Here is a 22,539-nt window from a genome sequence, read left to right as displayed (position 1 = left end):
CCCTTTTATAACCTTTTTATTATTTCTCTTACTAAAGTTTTAAATTTATCTTTTACCATATTAGAAGTTTCAATAACTTCTTCATGGTTTAAAGGTCTATCTAATATACCGCAGGCCATATTAGTTATGCAGGATATGCCAAGAACCCTCATTCCGCTGTGATTTGCTGCTATAACCTCAGAAACAGTTGACATTCCTACAGCATCTCCTCCGAGAATTCTTACCATTCTAACCTCCGCAGGAGTTTCGTAACTTGGCCCCGTCATCATAAGGTAAGTTCCTTCAACAACCTTAATATCCTTATCTAAAGCAGCTTTAAGGGCAATATCTCTAAGTTCCTTGTCGTAGGGCTGAGACATATCAGGAAACCTTGGCCCGAAATCATCGAGGTTCTTACCAATAAGAGGATTTGTTCCTGTAAAGTTTATGTGATCCTTTATTATCATAAGATCCCCTGGCTTAAAGGATGTATTTACTCCTCCAGCTGCATTTGTAACTATTAACTTTTTAATACCTAAACTTGAAAGCACCCTTACAGCAAAAGTAACCGTCTTCATGTCATATCCTTCATAAAAGTGGAATCTTCCATTCATCATAATAACTTTTTTGCCTTCTAAGTTACCATAAACAAATTCTCCTGCATGACCAGCAACCGTTGACTTTGGAAAGTTAGGAATTGATTCATATTTAATAATTATTTTGTTTTGTACTTCATCGGAAAGGCCTCCAAGCCCCGAGCCAAGGATTACAGCGGCATCCGGTACTTCATTAATTATATTTTTTATATAACTGCATGATTCTGATATTTTCTCAATATATTCCATAATATTACCTCCTGCATATTTCCTTTGCAAAACTTTCTCCTTCAATATCAGCTTCAACATTTAAAAGCTCAGCTATAGTCTTTCCTATATCTGAAAAGGTGCTTCTTGTTCCTATGTTAATGCCTGATTTTAGATTTTTTCCATAAAATATAATAGGTATATATTCTCTTGAATGGTCTGTGCTTGGAGTCGTAGGGTCACATCCATGGTCAGCAGTAATTACAAGAACATCATCATCCCTTAGATTTTCGATAATCTTTGGAATCATACCATCAAATTCTAAGAGAGCATTTGCATAACCTGAAACATCATTTCTATGACCATAGAGCATATCAAAATCTACAAGATTCGTAAATATTAATCCCTTTGATGGTTCTTTAATAAATTCTATTGTCTTTAAAATGCCATCCATGTTGTTTTTAGTATGCACTGCCCTTGTTATTCCATACCCTGAATATATATCTTCAATCTTTCCAACTGCAAAGACATCCATATTAGCTTCGCTTATATAGTTAAGCATAGTTTTTTTAGGAGGTTTTAAAGAAAAATCCTTCCTGTTTGATGTCCTTTTGTATTCTCCACTTTTCCCAACAAATGGCCTTGCTATAACCCTTCCTACAGCATGCTCTCCTTTTAAAAGCTCCCTTGCAATTTCACATATTTCATAGAGTCTCTCAAGAGGTATTACTTCTTCATGGGCAGCTATTTGAAACACGCTGTCTGCTGAGGTATAAACTATTGGATATCCTGTTTTTACATGCAAATCTCCAAGTTCCTCAATTATTGCTGTACCCGATGCAGCATAATTTCCAAGCACCTTTGTTCCTATTCTTCTTTCGAATTCATTTATTAAATCCTGAGGGAAGCCATTAGGATAGGTTGGAAAGGCTTTTTTTAGAATTATACCTGCTATTTCCCAATGTCCTGTTGTTGTATCCTTTCCCGATGATTTTTCAAGGGATTTACCATAGCACCCTATAGGGTTTTCTGCCTTTTCTATTCCCTTTATTCCATCTATATTGCCAAGTCCAAGTTTTTGAAGATTCAAAAGATTTAGTCCGCCTAATTGCTTTGATATATTGCCTATTGTATCGCTTCCTTCATCATTAAATTCCTTAGCATCAGGAAGTTCTCCAATTCCCACGCTGTCCATAACTATTAAAACAACCCTATTAACCATACTATCTCTCCTTATTTTTAAAAATAGTATTTTTGTAAAACTTTCAATGATTGGAATTATATTATAACTCAAAAAAAAGAAAATAAAAAGGGCTTTATGCCCTTGGATGTGTCTTTTTATATACATCGCCTATTCTATTTTTAATCATCTCAGCATATATCTGGGTAGTTGATATATCCGAGTGACCGAGCATCTGCTGAACAGATTTTAAGTCCGCACCGTTTTCTATAAGGTGAGCTGCAAAGGAATGCCTTAATGTATGAGGCGTTATTTCTTTATCTATGTCAGCTAAAGCTGCATAATATTTTATTATCTTCCAAAATCCCTGCCTTGTCATTTTTTCTCCATGGAAATTTAAAAACAAAGATTTTTCTTCTTCATTTTTTACAAAATAGCTTCTATGATTATTCAAATAATTTCCGAGAGAATCAATTGCAATCTTCCCTATAGGTATTATCCTCTCTTTATTTCCATTGCACTTAATATAACCAACTTCGAGATTAACATCTGAAACCTCAAGATTTACAAGCTCAGTAACCCTGATTCCGGTTGCATATAAAACCTCAAGCATAGCCTTATCCCTTGCACCTTTAGGCTCTGAAACATCTATAATTGAAAGAAGATTTTCAACTTCAGATATTGAAAGTATCTGGGGCATTTTTTTCTCTATCTTTGGAGATTCTAAATCCAATGTAGGATCATAAGTTACTATATGATTTTTTATTAGTACACGATAAAAAGCTCTAATAGATGCAAGGCTTCTTGAAATAGATGATACTGCCCTGCACTCTTTTTGAAGATACAAAATATAAGCAATGATATTTGTTTTCTTTACATTTTTAAAGTCTATATTATTTTCATTCAGGTAAGTTAAAAACTGCCTGATATCCCTGCTGTAGGATTCTAATGTGTTTTTGCTCAGCCTTTTATCGTGGGTCAGTTCTCCTAAAAAATCATTTATAACCTTATCCATTTAAAAGTCTCCTTTTATGACAACTTTTATATTAAATATTCAACATTAAAACGATAATTCCTCCATCATTTATTTAAAAATCTATTATTTTACTTAATAATTTTATAAATATTTTTAAAAAACTATTTGAATAGCTGTTATTATCCATAACGTAAATAGAATTATTAAAGCGAAAAGTATTGTTAAATATATTATTCATAATAAAATTGATAAGATACGGAATTACTATGCCTATTATAAATATTATAGCAAAAACTTTAATAAATAATATAACATTTTTCCTATCTACCCCATATGCCACCTCTATTGATAAATCATATAGCTTGCAAGGCTTTTTATTAAAACTGGAGATAGATATGCCTCTATAGCACTTCCAATGGACATAATTATAAAAAATACCGCAACAATTACTGTATATGATAAGATATTATTTTTTACACCTATAGATGCAGTACCTCTTATCTTTTGTCTGAATGCCTGAAGGGAAAAAGCTAAACTGAAGGCTGAAATTATTAAAAGACAGGGAATATATAAAATATTTTGAGGAAGAACTGCAATAGATGTAAATATTAAACCCTTCCATCCTAAACCTTCAATCAAAAACGCAATAGTAAATCCTACAATAAATCCCCTAAAAGTTGTAACAAATAAAGTTACTGGTACTCCTATTATGGTTATGCTTAGAAGCCATATAAAAAAAACTGTTTGAAAGTTATTTTTTAAAGACTGCAAAAAGATTTGGCTGTTAGGTATATTCTGGCTATTTAAAATCTGAAAAAAATTATTAAGATATATAACAAGGTCCTGCTTTTTGTTGCTATCTAAGGCTTTTATTGTAAAAGCCCCAGCTGCAATACCTATCGCAAAAAATAATGTTACTGTAAAATATATGCCTATGTTCTCATGTATGTTCTTTGATACAATATCATTATATCTTTTATTCATAAAAAATCCTCCTTTTCATTAGTTTCTATAAATTTATATGAAAGGAGGACAAGTATTATGTTATATTAATTTTTCTGCTGCTAAAATACCTGCTATAGTTTTAGCATCTTTTATATCACCGTTTCTAATCATTTTTAATGCCTCTTCAAACTTTATATTCAATATTTCAAGATTTTCATCCTCGTCAGGGTTTAAATTTCCATCCTCCATCTTATCACAAAAATAAATGTAAAGCTTCTCATTAGAAAAACCTGGAGATGTATATAAAACATTTAAAAGCTTTAGGTTCAAAGCCTTTTTCCCTGTTTCCTCCTCAAGCTCTCTTTCTGCACATTTTAAAGGCTCTTCTCCTTTTTCCAATTTACCTGCTGGTATTTCAATAAGAACTTCTTCAAAGGGTTTTCTATACTGCTTAACGAGTAATACCTCTTTTTTTTCGTTAACAGCTACAATTCCAACTCCTCCATTATGTTCTACAATTTCTCTTAAAGATTTTCTTCCATTCGGAAGCTCAACTTCATCAACTCTAAGGTTAATTATTTTCCCTTTATGAATATAGTTTTGTGATATAGTTACCTCTTTAAAATTCATCTCAATCACCCCGTATATTTTGAAAAATTTAGCATAATAATATAATACCACAATATTTTAGGAGATGAAAAAAATTATGGAAAAAAACAATAAGAATCAATTGATATTATGTGGAAAGTTTGAAGATGTAATATGTTTTCTTAAAGAAAATCAGAAAAAGTATAAATACCTCTACGAATTAATTAAGGCAATGCAAAGTGAAAAAAGCACAAACACATATATAAACTAATGTGTAAAAATTAATTTTTAATTTTTTGCAGACTGTTTCTAACAATAAATTTTTTCAAAATAACTAAGGCATTTAAATTTTTTATGGGTTTTTGCAAAAGTATATGTTTAGATATTGGGCTGTAATATACGTTAAAAGCTATGAGCAATAAAGCTAAAATATACAGCAAAGATATATTAAAAGCAAAAATCTCGTTAATTGTAAGACCTATAATAAAGCCTAACATATTTAATAAAGATTTGCTGACAGTACATAATGGAAATATAAAAGAATATATACTAATCGCTATAAAAGATGCAAAATATATCTCTAAGTTCCATCTAATATTATTAAATAATATTAAAAATCCTAATATATAAAAAAAATTAATTCTTTTTATCTTTAATCCATCTTTTCTCATAAGATTAGATATTAGAGCTATCATTAATCCTTTTAAAACCCAATTCTCCTCATTAAAAAAGTAGTTAATATATAATCCATAGGATAGCATACATAAAAAATTAATATATTCATCATACAGCTTATAATATGTACTTTTTCGCTCTATAAATTCCAAGATGAATTCTAAATAATATGAAAAGGATACTAAAGCCGAGAACATAAGAAACTTATAATTAGATATTCTTCCTTCTATTAAGCAAACCATCAATATTAAAATTATAAATATTAAAACGATAGCATCCCTTTGTATTATTTTACAGCTCTTATTTAAATTCATAAAATTCACTTCCTGAAGAAGTTTTAATTAAAAATACTATTATTTATTTTCCCATAATATTTAAAATTTATTATTTGCTTATTTATATGATAAAAAACAGGCATTTTTATTAAAACGCCTGTTTTTTTAAACCTTTTTATCCAAGTTTTACTTTAAGCCTTAATTTATCTGCAACCATAGCTATAAATTCACTGTTTGTCGGTTTGCCTTTATCGTTATGTATTGTATAACCAAATATTTTATTTATAGTATCAACCTGTCCTCGGGACCACGCAACTTCAATTGCATGTCTTATAGCCCTTTCTACCCTGCTCGCAGTTGTGTTATATTTTTTTGCAATTGAGGGATATAATTCCTTTGTAACTGCACTTAGAAGCTCAACATCGTTAACTACCATCTGAATAGCTTCTCTTAAATACAAATATCCTTTTATATGTGCAGGAACACCTATTTCATGGATTATGTTTGTTATTTCTGCCTCTAGGGCGTTAGGATTCTTTAAATTTGCAGGTTCAGTTGATATAAGAGAATTCCTTCTAATTTCGCTGCCTGCAATATTTCCTGAAAACATCTGCCTTATTCTATTGCTGAAAATCTCCATGTCAAAGGGTTTTACAACATAATATTCAGCTCCGAGGTTTATAGCTCTTTGAGTTATCTTATCTTGTCCAACAGCAGACAATACTATGACCTTAGGCATAGCTATGTTAGCCATAGAGTTTATTTTTTCAAGAACTCCTAATCCGTCAAGATGCGGCATAATAATGTCAAGAACAAGAACATCAGCCTCATAACTGGACACAAGTTTTACAGCTTCAATACCATCCTTTGCTATTCCTACAACTTCAAAATCGCTCTGTCCTTTCAAGTAGTCGCTTAAAATATTTGCAAATTCTTTATTGTCATCAGCAATAACAATTTTGATTCTTTTGGACTCCATAAACCCTCCCAACCTTTCTTTCCATTAATTAGCAATTATACTAATTCGACAAATATTATTGATTTCCTTCTTTATTTAATAAAAATTTTTTATAAAATTCAAATTTTATATTATTTTATTATTTATTAGGTTTATTTTAAAGTTTTTTTATTACCAAAAGACATAGGAAGTCAGAAAGTAACTTTCCAACTTCCAATATATGCTATTTAAAAATTTATTCCAGCCTCTTTTAACATCCATTCTATATATATACCATATCCCATATCAGGTTTGTTAACAAACACATGGGTTACAGCACCTGCAAGTTTTCCATCCTGTATAATAGGGCTTCCGCTCATTCCCTGAACAATCCCTCCAGTTTTTCTTAAAAGCTCGCTGTCTGTTACACGAATTATCATGCTTTTCGAATTAGGTTTTGACTGCTGAGTAAGCTTTTCAATATATATGCTGTATTCCTTAACCTCATTTCCGTCAATCGATGTCAAAATTTTTGCCGGTCCCTCTTTTATTTCATTTTGGAGAGCTATTGGAATTGCATAGTTGTAGATATTTTTTGAAACTCTACTGTTTATTTTTCCATATATACCTGTTGATGTGTTTTTTTCTATATCACCTATTTCGTCCTCCATAGAGAACGTTCCCCTAAGTTCTCCTGGTCTTCCTCTAACTCCCTGCTCCACAGATACGATTTTAGCATTATATATTTTACCGCTGCTTATAGGGAGAATTAACATGGTATCAACATCGCTTATAGGGTGGCCAAGAGCGCCAAATATATTATTTTTATCATCATAAAACGTTAAAGTTCCCACTCCAGCTGTTGAATCTCTAACCCAAAGACCAATTTTATATTCATTTTTATTTTTTGTTTCAACTGGTTTCACATCTACTATTCTAGTTTTCTCGCTATTAATTACTTTTATTTTTAAAACAGAATCTTTGTTGTTATTTATAATGCTCGAAAGCTCGCTGCATCTATTTACTTTAACTCCGTTTATCTCAATTATTCTATCTCCAATATTTATACCTGATGTTAATGCAGGACTCTGCTTCCATCCATTTTGAGTATCTATATCTGAAAAACCAACTACAAGTATACCATCCATATTGATTTTAACTCCTATTGGCTGTCCTCCCGGAATAACTTTAAATTCAGGAACTATGCTCAAAGTCATCTTTTTAACGGGAATTATGCCAAAGAGTTTTATGCTTATATTTAGAGTATCCTTTTTAAATTTTGAATTTTTTTCACTGCTATTAGAATCGATTTTATATATAAGATTATTTTTCAAACTGTTATTTCTTAAATTTATCTGAGTGCTGCTGCCTGAAATTTTTATATCATCCGGCAAAGAAATTACATTTATTGTTGCAGCAAAGAAAGTAAGAGCTATCACTATGCTAAAACTTGTTAATATACTCAAATATTTACTCTTCAAGCTCATCACTCCTTAACAGGCAGTCTTTAAGTCTCACCTTCTTTCTACTTCTAAATTAACCTTTTTAATGTCCATATATACTATAATAATGTGGGAAGCAATAACAATATAAAACTATAATGTAAAGCATCATCTAATTAATCAAAAAAGCAAATAAAAAAAGCCTAAGTTAAAACTTAAGCTTTTTTGTTTGCTTTTTAAATTTTTGAGCAAGCTCAATCATCTCTTTTGCATGGCTTCGAGTAATATTCGTAACCTGAGCACCTGAAAGCATTCTCGATAATTCTTCAATTTTTTCATTATCATCCAGTTTATATACTTTTGTGAATGTCTTTTCTTTATTAACATCTTTTTCAATTTTAAAATGTATATCTGCCATAGAAGCTATCTGTGGAAGATGAGTAACGCACAGAATCTGATGAGATTTAGAAATCTCGCTCATCTTCTCAGCTACGCACTGAGCTGTTCTGCCGCTTATTCCTGTATCAATTTCATCGAATATCAGCGTCGGTATCTTATCTATATCTGCTATAACCGTTTTTATGGCAAGCATAATTCTTGACATTTCACCGCCTGAAGCTACTTTGTTTAAAGGTTTTAATGGTTCACCAGGATTTGCTGTCATAGTAAATAAAATGTCGTCTATTCCATTATCTGTTAATTTGTTCTTTTTATCTATAACTATCTTAAAAAGAGCTTTTCCCATTCCAAGATATTTCAGTTCATTCTCTATTAATTTTTCAAGCTTTAATGCTGTCTGTTTCCTTTCATCTGTAATTTTATCTGTAAGCTCATAAAGTTTTAAATTCAGCCTCTCAAGCTCTTCTTTATATTTTTCTATAATTTCTTCATTTCTTTCTATCAAGGAGAATTCATCTTTTATCTTTATTAGATAAGAAAGTATGCTTTCTATATTACTGCCATATTTTCTCTTTAAATTATTTATCAAATCAAGTCTTGATTCAATTCTCTCAAGTTCTTCTGAATCAAATTCTATAGAATCCTTATAATCTCTTATTACATCTATTATATCTTCAAGTTTGTAATAAACATCTTCCATTGATGATTTTATATCTTTTAATTTTTCGTCATATTTTTCAACAATCTCTATATTTGCAATGCTTGTACCAATTTTGTCATAGGCACATTCTCTATTTTCTCCCCCGTAAAGCTCTGAATAAATTAAAGATAATGAAGAATATATTCTTTCAGCATTAGATAATATATTCCTCCTTTTTATAAGCTCCTCATCTTCACCGTTTTTTAAACCAGCTTCAGAAATTTCCTGAATCTGATATTTTAGTAAATCCATCCTCTTTGATTTGTACTCTTCATTTTCTTCTAATTTTTCTATTTCCTTTTCTATTTCTTTGACTTTATGATATATATCTTTAAATTCATTTTTAACTTCTTTAAATCCATCTGTGCAGAATGAATCGAGTATATCGATGTAACTATTTTCATTTAGCAGCGATTGGTGCTCATGCTGCCCATGTATATCTATTAATAAACCGCTTATCTGTTTTAATAGGTTTACTGTAACCGTTCTGTTGTTTATCCTCGATACAGTCCTGCCGTTTAGATTAATTTCTCTCGATATAATCAAAACATCGTCAGATTCAATTCCATTTAAATTTAGAATTTCATTGATTTCATCGCTGCTTTCAAATACAGCTTCCACATAGGCAGATTCTTCATCTGTTCTTATTATATCTTTACTTTGCTTCTCGCCTAACACAAAATTTACAGAATCTATTAATATAGACTTTCCTGCTCCGGTTTCTCCTGTTAAAATGTTAAGCCCATTATAAAAATCTATATTAACATCATCTATAAGCGCAAAATTCTTTATATGAAGTTGCAGGAGCATTTATACTCCTCCTATTCATTTAATATTTTTTTAAACTTTAAAACTATCTCCTGAGCCTTTTCAGGAGTTCTTGCTATTAAAATCAGAGTATTATCACCAGCTACACTTCCTACAAGCCCATCGAGTCCCATATTATCTATCGCTTCTCCAGCTGCAGGTCCTGAACCGAATAGTGTTTTTACGATAACAATATTATTAACATAATCTATATTAATTACTGATTGAGTAAAAATGTTAATAAATTTATCAGTAAGAATATTTTTACTTTCTGCGATGTGAGCATATTTATACTTACCGCTGTTTGAAAGAACTTTTATAAGTTTTAACTCTTTTATATCTCTTGAGACAGTAGCCTGAGTTACATCTATTCCTGCATTTCTAAGCTCATCTACAAGCTCTTCCTGAGTTTCTATGTCCTTTTCTCCTATTATTTCTAAAATCTTCGCATGTCTTGCAATCTTCATAAAAAAACCCCTTTCTTTATTCCCTTTCATTCTTTAATTTATTTCTCATTACATCATAAAAACTTCTATTAAAAACCTTTATTAGTCTTGCAGTAAATGGAGCTTTTCTTATTATTACCCTGTCACCGTTTTTAAGTTTATAACCTCTTTGTCCATCTGTAGTTAAATATACTCCTTGGTTATCATCTTCAACATCTACCATTACAACCTCGTCCTTTGATATTACAATGGATCTTGAGCCTAAAGAATGAGGACAGATGGGTGTTATTATTATTGCACCTATTTTAGGATTAACTATAGGGCCTCCTGCAGAAAGCGAATAAGCGGTTGATCCTGTGGGTGTTGATATAACAATTCCATCTGCATTATAAGTATCCATATATTCATCATTTACATATACTTTTAAAGTGATTATCCTTGATAGAATTCCTTTAGTAATTCCAAAATCATTTAAACAATAAAAAACGTCAGTATTTACTCCTTCTTTTATCACCCGTGCCTCAAGCATCAATCTTTCTTCTATAGCAAATTCTTTTTTACAAATTTTTTCAAGGGCTGTAAATACGTCTTTTACTTCAACTTCAGTAATAAACCCAAGACGTCCCATATTTACCCCAAGAAGAGGCGTTTCATAATTTACAGCTTCCCTTGCTGCACCTAAAAGAGTACCATCTCCTCCAAGAACTATTGCATAATCGCATAGACTATATATTTGTTTTGTATTACATCCTAATTCCTTTCTTTTTAATCTATTGGCAGCTTCCTCTAATAACAGAACCTTAAATCCTCTCTCTTCAAGCCACTCAACGATTAACTCTGTCATCTTTAAATCTTTATCTTTAGATAAATTCGTGATTATTGATACTTTTGACATAATTTCACCGCCAATAACGCCTAAACCTATATATTATTTCTATAACAACCTTAAAAATCCTCTTTTTTACTCTATTTTTCAAGAAGTTTATGGGATTTTTCTACAATATCTTCTATTAAACCTTCTATATTACCTTCAGCATCATCATCATTGATTAAATATGCAAGATATTCAATATTCCCTTCTGGGCCTTTTATAGGCGAAAAGGTTAAGCCTTTAATTTTAAATCCTATGTCCATTGCAAAATCCAATATTTTTGATATAACCTCCTTATGTACAGCAGCATCTCTTACAACGCCTTTTTTCCCTACCTTTTCTCTTCCTGCTTCAAACTGAGGCTTTATGAGACATACTATTTCTCCTAAAGGATTTAAAAGCTGCTTTACAACAGGTAAAACAAGTTTTAAGGATATAAATGAAACATCTATTGATGCAAAATCGATTTTTGTGTCTATATTCTCAGGTTTTACATAACGTATATTAGTTCTTTCCATACATACTACCTTGGGGTTAGTTCTAAGCTCCCAGGCAAGCTGACCATATCCAACATCAACTGCATACACCAATTTAGCACCATTTTTAAGCATACAGTCCGTAAAACCTCCTGTTGAAGCTCCCACATCCATTGCAGTTTTATCTTTTAAATCTATTGAAAATTCATTAATAGCCTTTTCAAGTTTTAAACCGCCACGGCTTACATATGGAATAGCTTCTCCTTTTACCTCTATGTTAGATTGTATAGGCACCTTTTCTCCCGGTTTATCTATTCTTTTATTGTTAACAAAAACCAAACCTGCCATTATATTTTTCTGAGCCTTTTCTCTTGAATCAAAAAAACCTCTTTTTACAAGAAGCTGATCTATTCTTTCCTTATCTTCAGCCATCTTTCCTCCTCATATATTCATAAGTATTTTTTCATATATGCCATCGGTATCCAAACCATATTTTTTATATAAAATAGAAGAGTTTCCATGAGGTATAAATTCATCAGGAAAGCCAATCCTTACTATCTTACCTTTATAGTTTTTTTCACATGCATATTCTAAAACTGCACTGCCAAAGCCTCCCGCGAGCAATCCGTCTTCAACAGTAAATATAATTTTATATTTTTCAAAAATTTTATCAAGAAGAACAACATCTATAGGCTTTATAAATCTACAGTTAATTAATGCAGCATTTATATTATTGCTGTTTTTCAATCTATTTAAAACTCCATAGGAAAATTGGACCATCCTTCCAACTGCAAGTATTGCAATATCTTCACCCTCTTTTAATATTTCCCATTTTCCTTTTATTATATTATCATAGCATGGGAACTTAACATCTAAGTCCCCTCCTCTGGGGTATCTTATTGCAGCAGGTCTTTCATATTCAAAGCACCATTTCAGCATATCTTTGAATTCAAAAATATCCTTTGGTGAAAGTATTGTAATATTAGGAATAGACCTTAAATAAGCTATATCAAATACGCCCTGATGAGTTTCTCCATCTTCTCCAACTATGCCTGATCTGTCTATTGCAAATAAAACCGGAAGATCCTGCAGGCATACATCGTGTATAATCTGGTCATAGGCTCTTTGAAGAAATGTTGAATAAACTGCAAAAACAGGTTTTAAGCCATTTGCTGCAAGACCTGCTGCAAAAGTTACAGCATGCTGCTCTGCTATACCAACATCAAAAAATCTTGAAGGATATTTTTTTTCAAAATCCTTCAATCCCGTGCCATCCGGCATTGCTGCAGTTATTGCTACTATGTTTTTATTTTTTTCTGCAGCCTTTACTATCTCTTCTCCAAATATATTTGAATATGTAGTTTTCCCTGAAACTATATTTTCTCCTGTTTCAATTTCAAAGGGTCCAACTCCATGAAATATATCGGGACTTTCTTCAGCAAAGCAGTATCCTTTTCCCTTTTTAGTAACAACATGAACAAGTACAGGGCCCTTTTTATGCTTTGCTCTTTCTAAAACTTCACTTACCTTTTGTATATCATGGCCATCGATTGGCCCAAAATATGTAAAGCCCAGCTCTTCAAAAAGCATCCCCTGAACAACCAAGTATTTTAAACTTTCTTTTAATCTTTCCGCACCTTTATATAAATTATTCCCAACAGCAGGGATTTTTTTCAATATCATTTCCAATTCATCTTTAAATGTCAAATATGCTGGATCAGTCCTTATTTTGCTTAAATAGGCTGCAATACTTCCCACATTTTGAGATATAGACATTTCATTATCGTTTAAAACCACTATAATCTTTGTATGAGAAATACCTGCTTCGTTTAATCCTTCAAGAGCAAGACCTCCGGTTAATGCTCCATCTCCTATTACTGCAACTACATTATAATTTTCATTTTTTAAATCCCTCGCCTTTGCCATTCCAAGAGCAGCAGAAATCGATGTGCTGCTGTGCCCTGCTGCAAAGACATCATAGGGACTTTCCTTTGGCTTTGGAAAACCGCTAAGCCCTCCATATTTTCTTAAAGTATTAAACTTATTTTTTCTTCCTGTAATTATTTTATGAACATAGGACTGATGTCCAACATCCCATACTATTTTATCAACAGGCATATCAAATACTCTGTGAAGTGCTATTGTAAGCTCAACTACGCCAAGGTTAGAAGCAAGATGCCCGCCTGTTTTTGAGACGTTTTGAATTAAAAAATTTCTAATCTCCTCTGAAAGCTTATATAGCTCATCGATTTTAAGTTTTTTTATATCGCTTGGCCAGTTAACACCATCTAAAAGACTCATCATTTCTACCTCATCTTTTTTATTTTCCCTTCAGAGATTCTATAATCCATGCAACTGAATATACTATATTGTTGCTTTGGGATATTGCAAAGTTTTTTCCAACTGCTTTCCCCCCAACAGTCATTGAGGCTATAAAAGCACTTATGGATAAGGTTAATATAGTCTTATTATGTATATTTGCGGAGTATAATATTTTGCTTATTATTACAGCACCTGTAGCTCCGCTTACAACGCCGCAGACATCGCCTATAACATCATTGCAGAAATTTGAAACTTTATCAGCATTTCTAATCAAAAGCACAGATGTTTTAGCTCCTTTTACCTTTCTTGATGCCATAGAATGAAAGGGAACTTCATCTGCAGCTGTAACAGAAACTCCAATAATATCAAATACAATTCCTGTAAGTATTATAATAACTAATATAATAAATGCAATTAATATTCCAACATTAGAAAGAAGAATATCTGATATGAAACTAATAAATGCAGAAATTAAAAAGGTCCATAAAGTTATTCCTATTATCCATTTATAATTTGAACCTTTATCCTTTGTTCTTTTTGCATATAATTTAATTTTTTTCTTTTTTTCTTTTTCCTTCATAAAACTCTACCTCTATGTATAATCCAAGTGGCAGAAGAAAAGGTTAAGTTTGCGGCTTAGGTCCAGCAGGCTTTCCCACTTTTAAGACCTCAGCGTCGCCGCTGTGGCGGTTTCCCTTTAACCAAAAGTCCATATTGTTGCCATATATGGGGCTGGATTACCACTTAGTCCACACTGCAATCCCTTTTCTTCCTCTCTTTGGAACAGTCTAGGAGTTTTCCTCAACAGCCTGATTTATTATTAGCCTCTTTTGCAAAACTGGTTTCCTATAGCGATAATACAAAACCTTGGATCCAAAGATTTTGTATCTGATCTATCCTCCACCAGTTCCACTCAAGGCAGGCTACACTGCACGCAGCTTAATACCGCATTGCAGGTTTAATCCTATGCCGTACTTGCCAATGCAGCACGTACATAGGTCTCCGCGAGGGTAGGGTCGATTGCGCATGCCATTGCGGTCGCCCCATCCCCCTTACTCCCAGCACCAACCCACTACTGGGCGTAGCGAGCCAGCACAAGGAACTTCATCGATGTGCCCTTTGGCGGATTTTTAGCCCCGCCTTCATAATAAACACAGCTGACTAGAATACTGCGCCACTTGGAACAGAATATAATTCTATCATATCACCCTCAACATCTCAATGTTGTATTCTATACAATAATGCCAATAATTATTCCTAATAGGGCACCTGCAATAACTTCTACAGGTGTATGTCCTATTAGCTCCTTTAATCTCTCTTCCTTAATGCCTTTTTCATTTTTAATATCGTCTATTATCATATTTAATATTCTTGCCTGATTTCCAGCAGCTCTTCTTACTCCTGCAGCATCATACATTACTATAAGCGCAAGGCAAAGAGCTATAGCAAACTCTGGGCTGTCAAATCCAAGAAGATTCCCCGATTTTACTGCCAATGCTACTGAAAAGGCCGAGTGGGAACTTGGCATTCCTCCAGAACCTACAAGCCTTGAATAATCTATTTTGCCAATTTTAAAATATGCAGTAAAAACCTTTAGTATCTGTGCTGCCGCCCATCCTATAACTGCTGCAATCAGTATTTTGTTATGAAGTATTCCACCTATTGACACGATATACCACCTTTAGCTTTCTCTGTTTAGTAGATAATCAGTAAGACTTAAAAGAAATCCGCTTTTATCTATTATTTTAGCATTATTTTTTGCGTTTTTGGAATATTCCTGAGCAAGTTTTTTTGATTCATCTATACCTAAAATGCTTACAAATGTAGATTTATTATTTTTCTTATCAATTCCTGTATTTTTACCGAGTTTTTTAGGATCTCCCTCATAATCAAGTATATCATCAACTATTTGAAATGCAATTCCAAGATTTTTCCCATATTCTTTAACTGTATCTGTCATATCTTCTTTTTGTGCAATAATACACCCGCAAAGACAGGAGGCCTCAATCAGTGCTCCTGTTTTTTTTCTATGCATATTATATAAAGCTTCAATGCTTATGTTTAATCCTTCGCTTTCTAAATCAATTACCTGTCCGCCTATCATACCTTTTATTCCTGCAGATTTTGCAATAATGTCTGCAGCCTTTAGATAACAATATTTATTCTTATCTAATGCCTCTTTAAGAATTATTTCAAAGGCATAATTTAAAAGTGCATCCCCTGCAAGTATTGCAGTTGCTTCTCCAAATACCACATGATTAGTCGGCTTACCTCTTCTTAAATCATCGTTATCCATAGCAGGAAGGTCATCGTGAATTAAAGAGTAGGTATGTATAAGTTCTATAGAACATGCAAAATCTAAAATGTCTTCTATTTTGCCACCAAGAGCCTCACATATCGATACCGCAAGCACCGGCCTTATTCTTTTTCCCCCTGCAAGAAGGCTGTATTTCATTGCCTCAACAATTTTCTTTGGAGCATCATCCTCATTTATTATCTTTTCAAGCCTTCTATTTATTAATTCCTGTTTTAGCATAAGTTCCTTTTGAAAGTCCATTAAATTATTCCTCCTCTAAAGTAAAGTCCTCTTCTACTATGTTTGAATCCTTATCCTTAAGTATTATGCTTATTTTCTTTTGAGCACTATCAAGCTTTTTATTGCAAAAATCTGCAAGCCTCATACCTTCTTCAAACATTTTTAAGGACTCCTCTAAAGAAAGATTATCAGATTCCATATAATCTGCAATTTCTTCAAGTCTTTTTAATGCATCTTCAAATTTAATGTTTTCTCTACCTTGTTCCATTTTTATCCTCCAAAATATCCTCCACCCTGCATTTTACATTACCATCGCTAAGGTGAAGATTTATTTTATCATCAATGCTCAATTGTTTTACGCTTTTTATTATTTCTCCTTTATTTTCAACATACCCATATCCTCTTAAAAGTATCTTTGCAGGATTTAACGCATCTATTTTGTTTACAGCTATTTCAATACGATTTTTATTAAATATAATTTTATTATTAACACAATTAATTAATTTATATTGTATAGAATCTATATACTGCTGATTTTGAACTATAATATTTGCAGGAGATTTAGAATTTATAATCCTCATAAAATCATTTATTATATATCTTTTTCTTGTTATATTATCCTCTATATTAGATATCAATCTGTTTTCTATATTTTTAATTTTATATTTAATATCATTATAAGAGGGTACTGCAATTTCTGCTGCATGGGAAGGGGTTGATGCTCTAATATCGCTGACAAAATCCGATATTGTAAAATCAGTTTCATGGCCTACTGCAGATATAACCGGAATATTGCTTTTATATATCGCTCTTGCAACTTCCTCTTCATTAAAGGCCCACAATTCTTCTATTGAACCTCCTCCTCTGGCAACTATTATAACATCGATATCATCTCTGCTGTTAAAATATTCTAAGCCCGCAACTATGCTTTCCTTTGCACCTTCCCCCTGAACCTTTGCAGGGTAGAGAAGTATCTTTACATTGCTGTATCTTCTTGAAGAAACGTTTATAATATCTCTAATTACTGCTCCTGTGGGTGAAGTTATTACCCCTATTTTTTCAGGCAGCAAAGGCAGTTGCCTTTTTCTTTCTTCATCGAACAGTCCTTCTTTTTCAAGCTTTTGCTTAAGCTTTTCAAAGGCTTCATAAAGACTGCCTAATCCATCCTTTTGCATGCTGCAGCAATACAGCTGGTATTGTCCATCCCGTTCATATACAGAAATATATCCTGATATTATAACCTTCATACCGTCTTCAGGCAAAAATTTTAAAAAGAGGTTATACCCTTTAAACATAACACATTTAATCTTTGCGTCTTCATCCTTTAAAGTAAAATACATATGCCCTGAGGAATGATATTTAAAGTTAGAAATTTCTCCTGTTACTGTAACGTTGCAAAGTTCAACATCGCTTTCAATTATATCCTTTATATATGTAGTTAAAGTCGATACTGTAAAGGGCTGTTTACTCATAATTATTAAAAGCCTCCAAAACATTTTCAATGAGCATCGTTGTTGTCATTGACCCTACTCCACCTGGAACAGGAGTTATATACGATGCCTTTTTTAATACGTTTTCAAAATCAACATCTCCTTTGAGTTTTCCATCTACCATAGTTGTTCCTGCATCTATTACAACTGCCCCTTCTTTTACCATATCGGCAGTAATAAGCATAGGCTTTCCTACTGCACTTACAATTATATCACAATCTATAAGCTGTGACTTTAAATCAGAAGTTTTCGAGTGACACAAAACTACAGTTGCATTATTGTTTAAAAGCATAATAGCTGCAGGTTTCCCAACTATGTTACTTCTACCTACTACTGCAGCTTTTTTGCCTGATATTTCAATACCGTATTCTTTCATAAGCCTTATTATGCCTTTGGGAGTACAGGGCATTAAGCACTTTTCTCCTCTAAACAGCCTTCCTGCATTTTCAGGATTAAAGCAGTCAACATCCTTACGATAATCGATTAAACTTGCTATTTTGTTTTCGTTTATTTGCTTTGGCAGGGGAACCTGTACAATTATTCCGTGTATATCCTCTCTGCTGTTTAATTCTTTAATAATCTCTATCAGTTCTTCTTCCTTTGTATCTTTTTTTAGTTCATAAGTTACAGAACCAAGACCTGTTTGAAGGCATACCTTTTCTTTGTTTTTAACATAAGAAGCTGAAGCTTCATCACCTTCTACTATAATCGTTGCAAGAGTTGGTTTAACTTTCTTTTCCATTTCAATCTTTTTTATTTTCTCTGACAATTCTGTCCTTATACCCTCTGCTATTTTCTTTCCATCCATGATAATACCCATTTTAAAAAGCACCTCCCAAATTCATATATCCAATAAATGCAACTCCAGTTGCATTATCTGATGCATATTTAGGATTAGAAAAAAATACGCTATTGAAAAATTTTTTTGTTATATAATTTTTCAAAAAGCTGCTCGATGCTACTCCCCCCATTATTAAAACAGGAAGCTTATAAGTCTTTAATGAATTTATAATAACTTTCTCTATAGTTTTTGCAGCACATAACATGACAGCATAACATATCTCTTCATGATTATAGCCTTTATCTATATATTTTAATCCTAAAGTTTCCTGCCCAGAAAGATTAAATTCTAATCCATCCACCCTTGATGGTATTCTAAGTTCAGAGTTAACACAGCGCAATGCTTTTAAATCCACATAACTTCCTGAAGGAAACTCATATCCTAATGCTACTCCAATTCTATCAACAAGCTGTCCAAAGCTTATATCTTTTGTTCCTCCAATTTTTTCTATAATATAATTTTTATCCCTTTTTACATATAAAACCTCAGAAGTTCCTCCTGACAGATGAAATGCAATAAATTCCTTATACTCAAAATCAATTGAACGGCATGCAGCTTCAATGTGCCCCTCCTGATGCGTTGTATAAAAAATTTTTATATTATTGGTATAGGCTACTGCTTCTGCAATGCTTTGACCTGCTTTAAATACAGGCATATAGGATTCTTCCTTTGGTCTTGGTTTTATACTCACGCATACTGCATCAAGGCTTTTTACAGTTTTATCGTTTAAAAGAGATGGAAGATTGTTTACATGCTGAAAAAGGGCTTCAGATTGTCTCAAGCCCTTTTCTCCTTCTTTTACTTTAAGCAGTTTTCTATTATCATAAACGATGCTTCCATTATCAACAATTGCAACGGATGTGGTATAATTGCTTGTATCTATTCCTAATACCCTATGCATTATCCTTTATCTCCCTTATTATGTTGCCAAGTATGCCGTTTATAAAAGCTTTCGACTCTTCTGTGCTGTATTTTTTCGCAATTTCTACGGCTTCATTTACTGCAACTTTTGGCGGCACATCATCTCTTAGCAGCATTTCATATATACCAAGCCTTAATATTGCAAGATCTACCTTTGAAATCCTGCCTATTTTCCATCCTGATTTTAAATATTTCTCAATATAGCTGTTTACCATATTAAGGTTTTCTTCTACTCCAGAAACACAGCTTTTTATGTATTCAACATCATCGCTTTCAAACTCTGTATCGTTATTTTCAAAAAAATTATCTAAAACTTCCGATGCCTTTGAATTATTTAAGTCCATCTGATATATCAATGTCATTGCTGTTTCTCTTGCAAGTTTTCTGCTCATCAATCATTCCTCCAATTATCTCCATTCATCAGGAAGTATTTTTTGTATTATTTCTACTATACTCTCTTTATTATCTATCTTTTTTCCAATATAATACCCTATAAATGCGCATATTGCAATAAACAGTGTTTTAAAAAATCCAATCAATAATATAAATACTGCAATTATAAGTCCTGCTATTGTTCCGATAAATTTTCCCTGGTTATTGTGGAAGATATTTAAAATAACTTCTTTCCACATCTTAAAACACCTCTCTATTCAAAACGAAGCTTTGTACTTTGAGCTATATCTTCTACAACAACTTTTATCTCTCCAACTGGAATTTCTGCAACATTTTCTATATAAGTTCTAATATTTTCTTGTATCTGTTTAATCGTATTAGGTATATTTATATCAGGAAGAATTAGAGCTTTTATAAGTATATTCATATTATCTCTTCCGGGCTTTACAAAAACTTTAACATCCTTTACTCCCTTTGTCTGGCTTACAGTTTTAAGAACAAGGGACTTTATGGTTTCATTTGATATGTACATGTCTCCCTCAGGCATACTTTTTAAGACTCCAAGCTTTGAAGATTCTGAGCCTTTAAAAAGAGAAGCAATTATATATATGTTTAGAATAATTAGAAGTACAGTTCCTGTTAAATAATACCATTTATATGCACCGTATAAATCATTCAAATACTGTATAACCTGACTATAGGATACATAATTTAATGGAATAAGCATAAAAAGCACATAAAGACATGTAAGCCCTAAAATATACAGAATAAGTATAAACTTATTCAAACTGTTCATAAATTCATCTCCTTTGTAATTTAAAATTAACCCTCTATAATAGAGGGTTAACAAATATTACTTTGTTTTTTTAACTGTCTCTTCTTCCTTTTGCTCTTTTAAAATATTTATACCCTGAACATGTATATTTACTTCAACGACCTTAAGTCCTGTCATAGTTTCAACAGCTTTCTTTACATTCTGCTGAACTTCCCATGCAACTTCGGGAATTCTAAATCCATATTCTAATATTAGGAAAAGATCTATTACAACCTCTTCTTCTCCAAGTTGAACTTTTATACCTTTATTTGAGGATTTCATTCCAAACTTTTCAGCAATATCATCAGTAAATCCTCCACTCATACCTGCAACACCTTTAACTTCAGTTGCTGCAAGGGATGCTATAATATTCACAACCTCAGGAGCAATTTTAACTTCTCCAACTTCATTTATCATAGTTGTATTTTCATCCATTATTACCACCTCCTGCACAAAATCTATATTCTAAGTCTACATCTATTATAGCAAAAAATCAATAATTTTACAAAACTATATAATGCGGCGAAATTATTATTCGAATCTTCGCCGCATTATTTTGTTAATCATTATTGCTTTGATTTAATAGTTATATTAGAAGGGGAAACATGAGTTGTTCTTACTATAATATCCTTTAACTGATTTGCCTGTTCCTCTGTCAGCTGTTCATTGGTTTTTACACAAAGTTCAACTCCATTGTCATCAATAAAGCATATCGCATCTTCAAAACCTCTTTCCTTAACGAGGGTTTCTACTGTGTTTTCTTTGTTGCCCCAATCTAAAATCTGCATAAGTTTTGTAGAAGCGGCTGCTTTTGCTTCTTTATTTGCCTTGTCATCGCTTATTATCTTTTCAAATTCTTCCTTCATTGCGCTTCTTTGGTTGTCTCTTCCCATCCTCGATTCAGCAAAAAAGTTAGTTGTCTGCTTTTTAAGGCTTGAACTTAGTGCCCCTGTGTTTTGAGCAGTATCATTAAACCTCTTTGCAAAATACCCAGCACATCCTATAAGTACTATTAAAACAGCAATTATAATAGTCTGCCTTCTTAAGTTTGACATAATATCCCCCCATTATTTATTCTAAATAATTATATGTGAATGCCTTAAATATTATACTTGATTAAAGATTACTTTTTCATTGGCATTACTGATACTTTGCTTGCAGGTATATTAAGAACTGTTTTTACTGAATTTAGTATTCTCTCCTTTATTTCAGAACTGTTTGCTCCCTCAGCAACAACCATAACTCCTCCTATTGATGGATTAATCTGTTTTATAATATAAGGTTTACTATTCCCTCCTTCGCTTATAATAACGACATTTTGATTTTTACTCATTTCTGTTGTGACTCTAACTCCACCCTGACTGTCTTTTTCCTCTACCTTTTTATTTGTATCATTTACATTAAGGGCTGGAACTGATTCGCTTCCTCCCTCAAAATATATCATAACACTTACCTTTCCAACTCCTTGTATTTGGGAAAGTGTATCTATTAAATCCTTTTTTACCTTATCCTCAAAGCTTTGAGAAGTTGTAATTATATTTGAATTAGTGTTAACTTCAACAGTATTTTTAGTCTCCTTAGACTTCTTAGAATAAAGGGTAGAGGTTATATCTCCAATAAGTATTAAAAGTACACCGCAAAGGAGTAAAACAATTAAATAATATATGCTCTTTTTTCTGTTTGAATTTAATTTTTCTATAAACTTTTTTAAATTCATCCTAAT

Annotated in this window: 26 protein-coding genes; all 26 read right to left on the bottom strand. The window is 32.2% G+C overall.

Annotated features, from left to right (window positions below; all coding sequences use genetic code 11):
* Window positions 1-5: 5 nt before the first annotated feature.
* Window positions 6-824 carry a purine-nucleoside phosphorylase gene (locus tag B5D15_RS03845; protein ID WP_078695794.1) on the bottom strand — a complete coding sequence of 273 codons (819 nt, stop codon included), beginning with the start codon at window positions 822-824 and terminating at the stop codon, window positions 6-8.
* Between the two features lie 4 nt (window positions 825-828).
* On the bottom strand, window positions 829-2,004 hold the full coding sequence (locus B5D15_RS03840; RefSeq protein WP_078695793.1) for a phosphopentomutase: 1,176 nt from the start codon (window positions 2,002-2,004) through the stop codon (window positions 829-831).
* Between the two features lie 94 nt (window positions 2,005-2,098).
* Window positions 2,099-2,977, bottom strand: a complete 879-nt coding sequence (gene xerD, locus B5D15_RS03835; RefSeq protein ID WP_078695792.1) for a site-specific tyrosine recombinase XerD — start codon at window positions 2,975-2,977, stop codon at window positions 2,099-2,101.
* Window positions 2,978-3,280: 303 nt separating this feature from the next.
* On the bottom strand, window positions 3,281-3,922 hold the full coding sequence (spoIIM, locus tag B5D15_RS03830) for a stage II sporulation protein M (protein ID WP_078695791.1): 642 nt from the start codon (window positions 3,920-3,922) through the stop codon (window positions 3,281-3,283).
* 60 nt (window positions 3,923-3,982) lie between these two features.
* Window positions 3,983-4,513, bottom strand: a complete 531-nt coding sequence (locus B5D15_RS03825) for an NUDIX hydrolase (RefSeq protein WP_078695790.1) — start codon at window positions 4,511-4,513, stop codon at window positions 3,983-3,985.
* Window positions 4,514-4,752: 239 nt separating this feature from the next.
* Window positions 4,753-5,460 (bottom strand): hypothetical protein, encoded by a 708-nt coding sequence (locus B5D15_RS03820; RefSeq protein WP_078695789.1) that lies wholly within the window; start codon window positions 5,458-5,460, stop codon window positions 4,753-4,755.
* 136 nt (window positions 5,461-5,596) lie between these two features.
* A complete protein-coding gene (spo0A, locus tag B5D15_RS03815; protein WP_078695788.1) occupies window positions 5,597-6,400 on the bottom strand; it encodes a sporulation transcription factor Spo0A in 804 nt (267 codons plus the stop codon).
* A 206-nt stretch (window positions 6,401-6,606) separates the two neighbouring features.
* Complete coding sequence (spoIVB, locus tag B5D15_RS03810) at window positions 6,607-7,845, bottom strand: SpoIVB peptidase (RefSeq protein WP_078695787.1); 1,239 nt, start codon at window positions 7,843-7,845, stop codon at window positions 6,607-6,609.
* A gap of 163 nt (window positions 7,846-8,008) precedes the next feature.
* Window positions 8,009-9,709, bottom strand: a complete 1,701-nt coding sequence (recN, locus tag B5D15_RS03805; RefSeq protein ID WP_078695786.1) for a DNA repair protein RecN — start codon at window positions 9,707-9,709, stop codon at window positions 8,009-8,011.
* 11 nt (window positions 9,710-9,720) lie between these two features.
* Window positions 9,721-10,173 (bottom strand): arginine repressor, encoded by a 453-nt coding sequence (locus tag B5D15_RS03800; protein ID WP_078695785.1) that lies wholly within the window; start codon window positions 10,171-10,173, stop codon window positions 9,721-9,723.
* Window positions 10,174-10,189: 16 nt separating this feature from the next.
* Window positions 10,190-11,047: an NAD(+)/NADH kinase gene (locus B5D15_RS03795; RefSeq protein ID WP_078695784.1), complete on the bottom strand. Its 858-nt coding sequence runs from the start codon at window positions 11,045-11,047 to the stop codon at window positions 10,190-10,192.
* A gap of 71 nt (window positions 11,048-11,118) precedes the next feature.
* The gene (locus B5D15_RS03790) at window positions 11,119-11,931 is read right to left on the bottom strand and encodes a TlyA family RNA methyltransferase (RefSeq protein ID WP_078695783.1); all 813 of its coding nucleotides are present in this window, start codon (window positions 11,929-11,931) and stop codon (window positions 11,119-11,121) included.
* Window positions 11,932-11,940: 9 nt separating this feature from the next.
* Window positions 11,941-13,803 carry a 1-deoxy-D-xylulose-5-phosphate synthase gene (gene dxs, locus B5D15_RS03785; RefSeq protein WP_078695781.1) on the bottom strand — a complete coding sequence of 621 codons (1,863 nt, stop codon included), beginning with the start codon at window positions 13,801-13,803 and terminating at the stop codon, window positions 11,941-11,943.
* A 16-nt stretch (window positions 13,804-13,819) separates the two neighbouring features.
* Window positions 13,820-14,401 (bottom strand): hypothetical protein, encoded by a 582-nt coding sequence (locus tag B5D15_RS03780; protein WP_242948685.1) that lies wholly within the window; start codon window positions 14,399-14,401, stop codon window positions 13,820-13,822.
* Window positions 14,402-15,052: 651 nt separating this feature from the next.
* The gene (locus tag B5D15_RS03775) at window positions 15,053-15,490 is read right to left on the bottom strand and encodes a divergent PAP2 family protein (RefSeq protein WP_078695780.1); all 438 of its coding nucleotides are present in this window, start codon (window positions 15,488-15,490) and stop codon (window positions 15,053-15,055) included.
* Between the two features lie 12 nt (window positions 15,491-15,502).
* On the bottom strand, window positions 15,503-16,378 hold the full coding sequence (locus B5D15_RS03770; RefSeq protein WP_078695779.1) for a polyprenyl synthetase family protein: 876 nt from the start codon (window positions 16,376-16,378) through the stop codon (window positions 15,503-15,505).
* Between the two features lie 4 nt (window positions 16,379-16,382).
* On the bottom strand, window positions 16,383-16,625 hold the full coding sequence (gene xseB, locus B5D15_RS03765; RefSeq protein ID WP_078695778.1) for an exodeoxyribonuclease VII small subunit: 243 nt from the start codon (window positions 16,623-16,625) through the stop codon (window positions 16,383-16,385).
* Window positions 16,612-17,829: an exodeoxyribonuclease VII large subunit gene (xseA, locus tag B5D15_RS03760; protein ID WP_078695777.1), complete on the bottom strand. Its 1,218-nt coding sequence runs from the start codon at window positions 17,827-17,829 to the stop codon at window positions 16,612-16,614. The genes xseB and xseA overlap by 14 nt, the downstream gene beginning before the upstream one ends.
* Window positions 17,822-18,667 (bottom strand): bifunctional 5,10-methylenetetrahydrofolate dehydrogenase/5,10-methenyltetrahydrofolate cyclohydrolase, encoded by an 846-nt coding sequence (locus B5D15_RS03755; RefSeq protein WP_078695776.1) that lies wholly within the window; start codon window positions 18,665-18,667, stop codon window positions 17,822-17,824. Before B5D15_RS03755 ends, xseA begins: the two co-directional genes overlap by 8 nt.
* 1 nt (window position 18,668) lies before the next feature.
* Window positions 18,669-19,589, bottom strand: a complete 921-nt coding sequence (locus B5D15_RS03750; protein WP_078695775.1) for a tRNA (adenosine(37)-N6)-threonylcarbamoyltransferase complex transferase subunit TsaD — start codon at window positions 19,587-19,589, stop codon at window positions 18,669-18,671.
* Entirely contained in the window at window positions 19,582-20,001 is a 420-nt protein-coding gene (gene nusB, locus B5D15_RS03745) for a transcription antitermination factor NusB (protein WP_078695774.1), read from the bottom strand. Before nusB ends, B5D15_RS03750 begins: the two co-directional genes overlap by 8 nt.
* A gap of 15 nt (window positions 20,002-20,016) precedes the next feature.
* Window positions 20,017-20,241 (bottom strand): DUF2273 domain-containing protein, encoded by a 225-nt coding sequence (locus tag B5D15_RS03740; protein ID WP_078695773.1) that lies wholly within the window; start codon window positions 20,239-20,241, stop codon window positions 20,017-20,019.
* A 14-nt stretch (window positions 20,242-20,255) separates the two neighbouring features.
* The gene (amaP, locus tag B5D15_RS03735) at window positions 20,256-20,798 is read right to left on the bottom strand and encodes an alkaline shock response membrane anchor protein AmaP (protein ID WP_078695772.1); all 543 of its coding nucleotides are present in this window, start codon (window positions 20,796-20,798) and stop codon (window positions 20,256-20,258) included.
* A gap of 57 nt (window positions 20,799-20,855) precedes the next feature.
* The gene (locus B5D15_RS03730; protein ID WP_078695771.1) at window positions 20,856-21,251 is read right to left on the bottom strand and encodes an Asp23/Gls24 family envelope stress response protein; all 396 of its coding nucleotides are present in this window, start codon (window positions 21,249-21,251) and stop codon (window positions 20,856-20,858) included.
* A gap of 131 nt (window positions 21,252-21,382) precedes the next feature.
* Complete coding sequence (locus tag B5D15_RS03725; protein WP_078695769.1) at window positions 21,383-21,871, bottom strand: SpoIIIAH-like family protein; 489 nt, start codon at window positions 21,869-21,871, stop codon at window positions 21,383-21,385.
* A gap of 68 nt (window positions 21,872-21,939) precedes the next feature.
* On the bottom strand, window positions 21,940-22,533 hold the full coding sequence (gene spoIIIAG / locus B5D15_RS03720) for a stage III sporulation protein AG (RefSeq protein WP_078695768.1): 594 nt from the start codon (window positions 22,531-22,533) through the stop codon (window positions 21,940-21,942).
* Between the last annotated feature and the right edge of the window lie 6 nt (window positions 22,534-22,539).

It is taken from the genome of Caloramator quimbayensis (assembly GCF_900167605.1).
In the GTDB taxonomy this organism is placed as follows: Bacteria; Bacillota; Clostridia; order Clostridiales; family Caloramatoraceae; genus Caloramator_B; species Caloramator_B quimbayensis.
Note: the sequence above shows the minus strand (reverse complement) of the source record. Positions and strands in the feature narration are given on the sequence as shown.

Coding starts and splice junctions, on each gene's coding strand:
- B5D15_RS03845 (WP_078695794.1), bottom strand. CDS start 824: ATGGAATATATTGAGAAAATATCAGAATCATGCAGTTATATAAAAAAT.
- B5D15_RS03840 (WP_078695793.1), bottom strand. CDS start 2,004: ATGGTTAATAGGGTTGTTTTAATAGTTATGGACAGCGTGGGAATTGGA.
- xerD (WP_078695792.1), bottom strand. CDS start 2,977: ATGGATAAGGTTATAAATGATTTTTTAGGAGAACTGACCCACGATAAA.
- spoIIM (WP_078695791.1), bottom strand. CDS start 3,922: ATGAATAAAAGATATAATGATATTGTATCAAAGAACATACATGAGAAC.
- B5D15_RS03825 (WP_078695790.1), bottom strand. CDS start 4,513: ATGAATTTTAAAGAGGTAACTATATCACAAAACTATATTCATAAAGGG.
- B5D15_RS03820 (WP_078695789.1), bottom strand. CDS start 5,460: ATGAATTTAAATAAGAGCTGTAAAATAATACAAAGGGATGCTATCGTT.
- spo0A (WP_078695788.1), bottom strand. CDS start 6,400: ATGGAGTCCAAAAGAATCAAAATTGTTATTGCTGATGACAATAAAGAA.
- spoIVB (WP_078695787.1), bottom strand. CDS start 7,845: ATGAGCTTGAAGAGTAAATATTTGAGTATATTAACAAGTTTTAGCATA.
- recN (WP_078695786.1), bottom strand. CDS start 9,709: ATGCTCCTGCAACTTCATATAAAGAATTTTGCGCTTATAGATGATGTT.
- B5D15_RS03800 (WP_078695785.1), bottom strand. CDS start 10,173: ATGAAGATTGCAAGACATGCGAAGATTTTAGAAATAATAGGAGAAAAG.
- B5D15_RS03795 (WP_078695784.1), bottom strand. CDS start 11,047: ATGTCAAAAGTATCAATAATCACGAATTTATCTAAAGATAAAGATTTA.
- B5D15_RS03790 (WP_078695783.1), bottom strand. CDS start 11,931: ATGGCTGAAGATAAGGAAAGAATAGATCAGCTTCTTGTAAAAAGAGGT.
- dxs (WP_078695781.1), bottom strand. CDS start 13,803: ATGATGAGTCTTTTAGATGGTGTTAACTGGCCAAGCGATATAAAAAAA.
- B5D15_RS03780 (WP_242948685.1), bottom strand. CDS start 14,401: ATGAAGGAAAAAGAAAAAAAGAAAAAAATTAAATTATATGCAAAAAGA.
- B5D15_RS03770 (WP_078695779.1), bottom strand. CDS start 16,378: ATGGACTTTCAAAAGGAACTTATGCTAAAACAGGAATTAATAAATAGA.
- xseB (WP_078695778.1), bottom strand. CDS start 16,625: ATGGAACAAGGTAGAGAAAACATTAAATTTGAAGATGCATTAAAAAGA.
- xseA (WP_078695777.1), bottom strand. CDS start 17,829: ATGAGTAAACAGCCCTTTACAGTATCGACTTTAACTACATATATAAAG.
- B5D15_RS03755 (WP_078695776.1), bottom strand. CDS start 18,667: ATGGGTATTATCATGGATGGAAAGAAAATAGCAGAGGGTATAAGGACA.
- B5D15_RS03750 (WP_078695775.1), bottom strand. CDS start 19,589: ATGCATAGGGTATTAGGAATAGATACAAGCAATTATACCACATCCGTT.
- nusB (WP_078695774.1), bottom strand. CDS start 20,001: ATGAGCAGAAAACTTGCAAGAGAAACAGCAATGACATTGATATATCAG.
- B5D15_RS03740 (WP_078695773.1), bottom strand. CDS start 20,241: ATGTGGAAAGAAGTTATTTTAAATATCTTCCACAATAACCAGGGAAAA.
- amaP (WP_078695772.1), bottom strand. CDS start 20,798: ATGAACAGTTTGAATAAGTTTATACTTATTCTGTATATTTTAGGGCTT.
- B5D15_RS03730 (WP_078695771.1), bottom strand. CDS start 21,251: ATGGATGAAAATACAACTATGATAAATGAAGTTGGAGAAGTTAAAATT.
- B5D15_RS03725 (WP_078695769.1), bottom strand. CDS start 21,871: ATGTCAAACTTAAGAAGGCAGACTATTATAATTGCTGTTTTAATAGTA.
- spoIIIAG (WP_078695768.1), bottom strand. CDS start 22,533: ATGAATTTAAAAAAGTTTATAGAAAAATTAAATTCAAACAGAAAAAAG.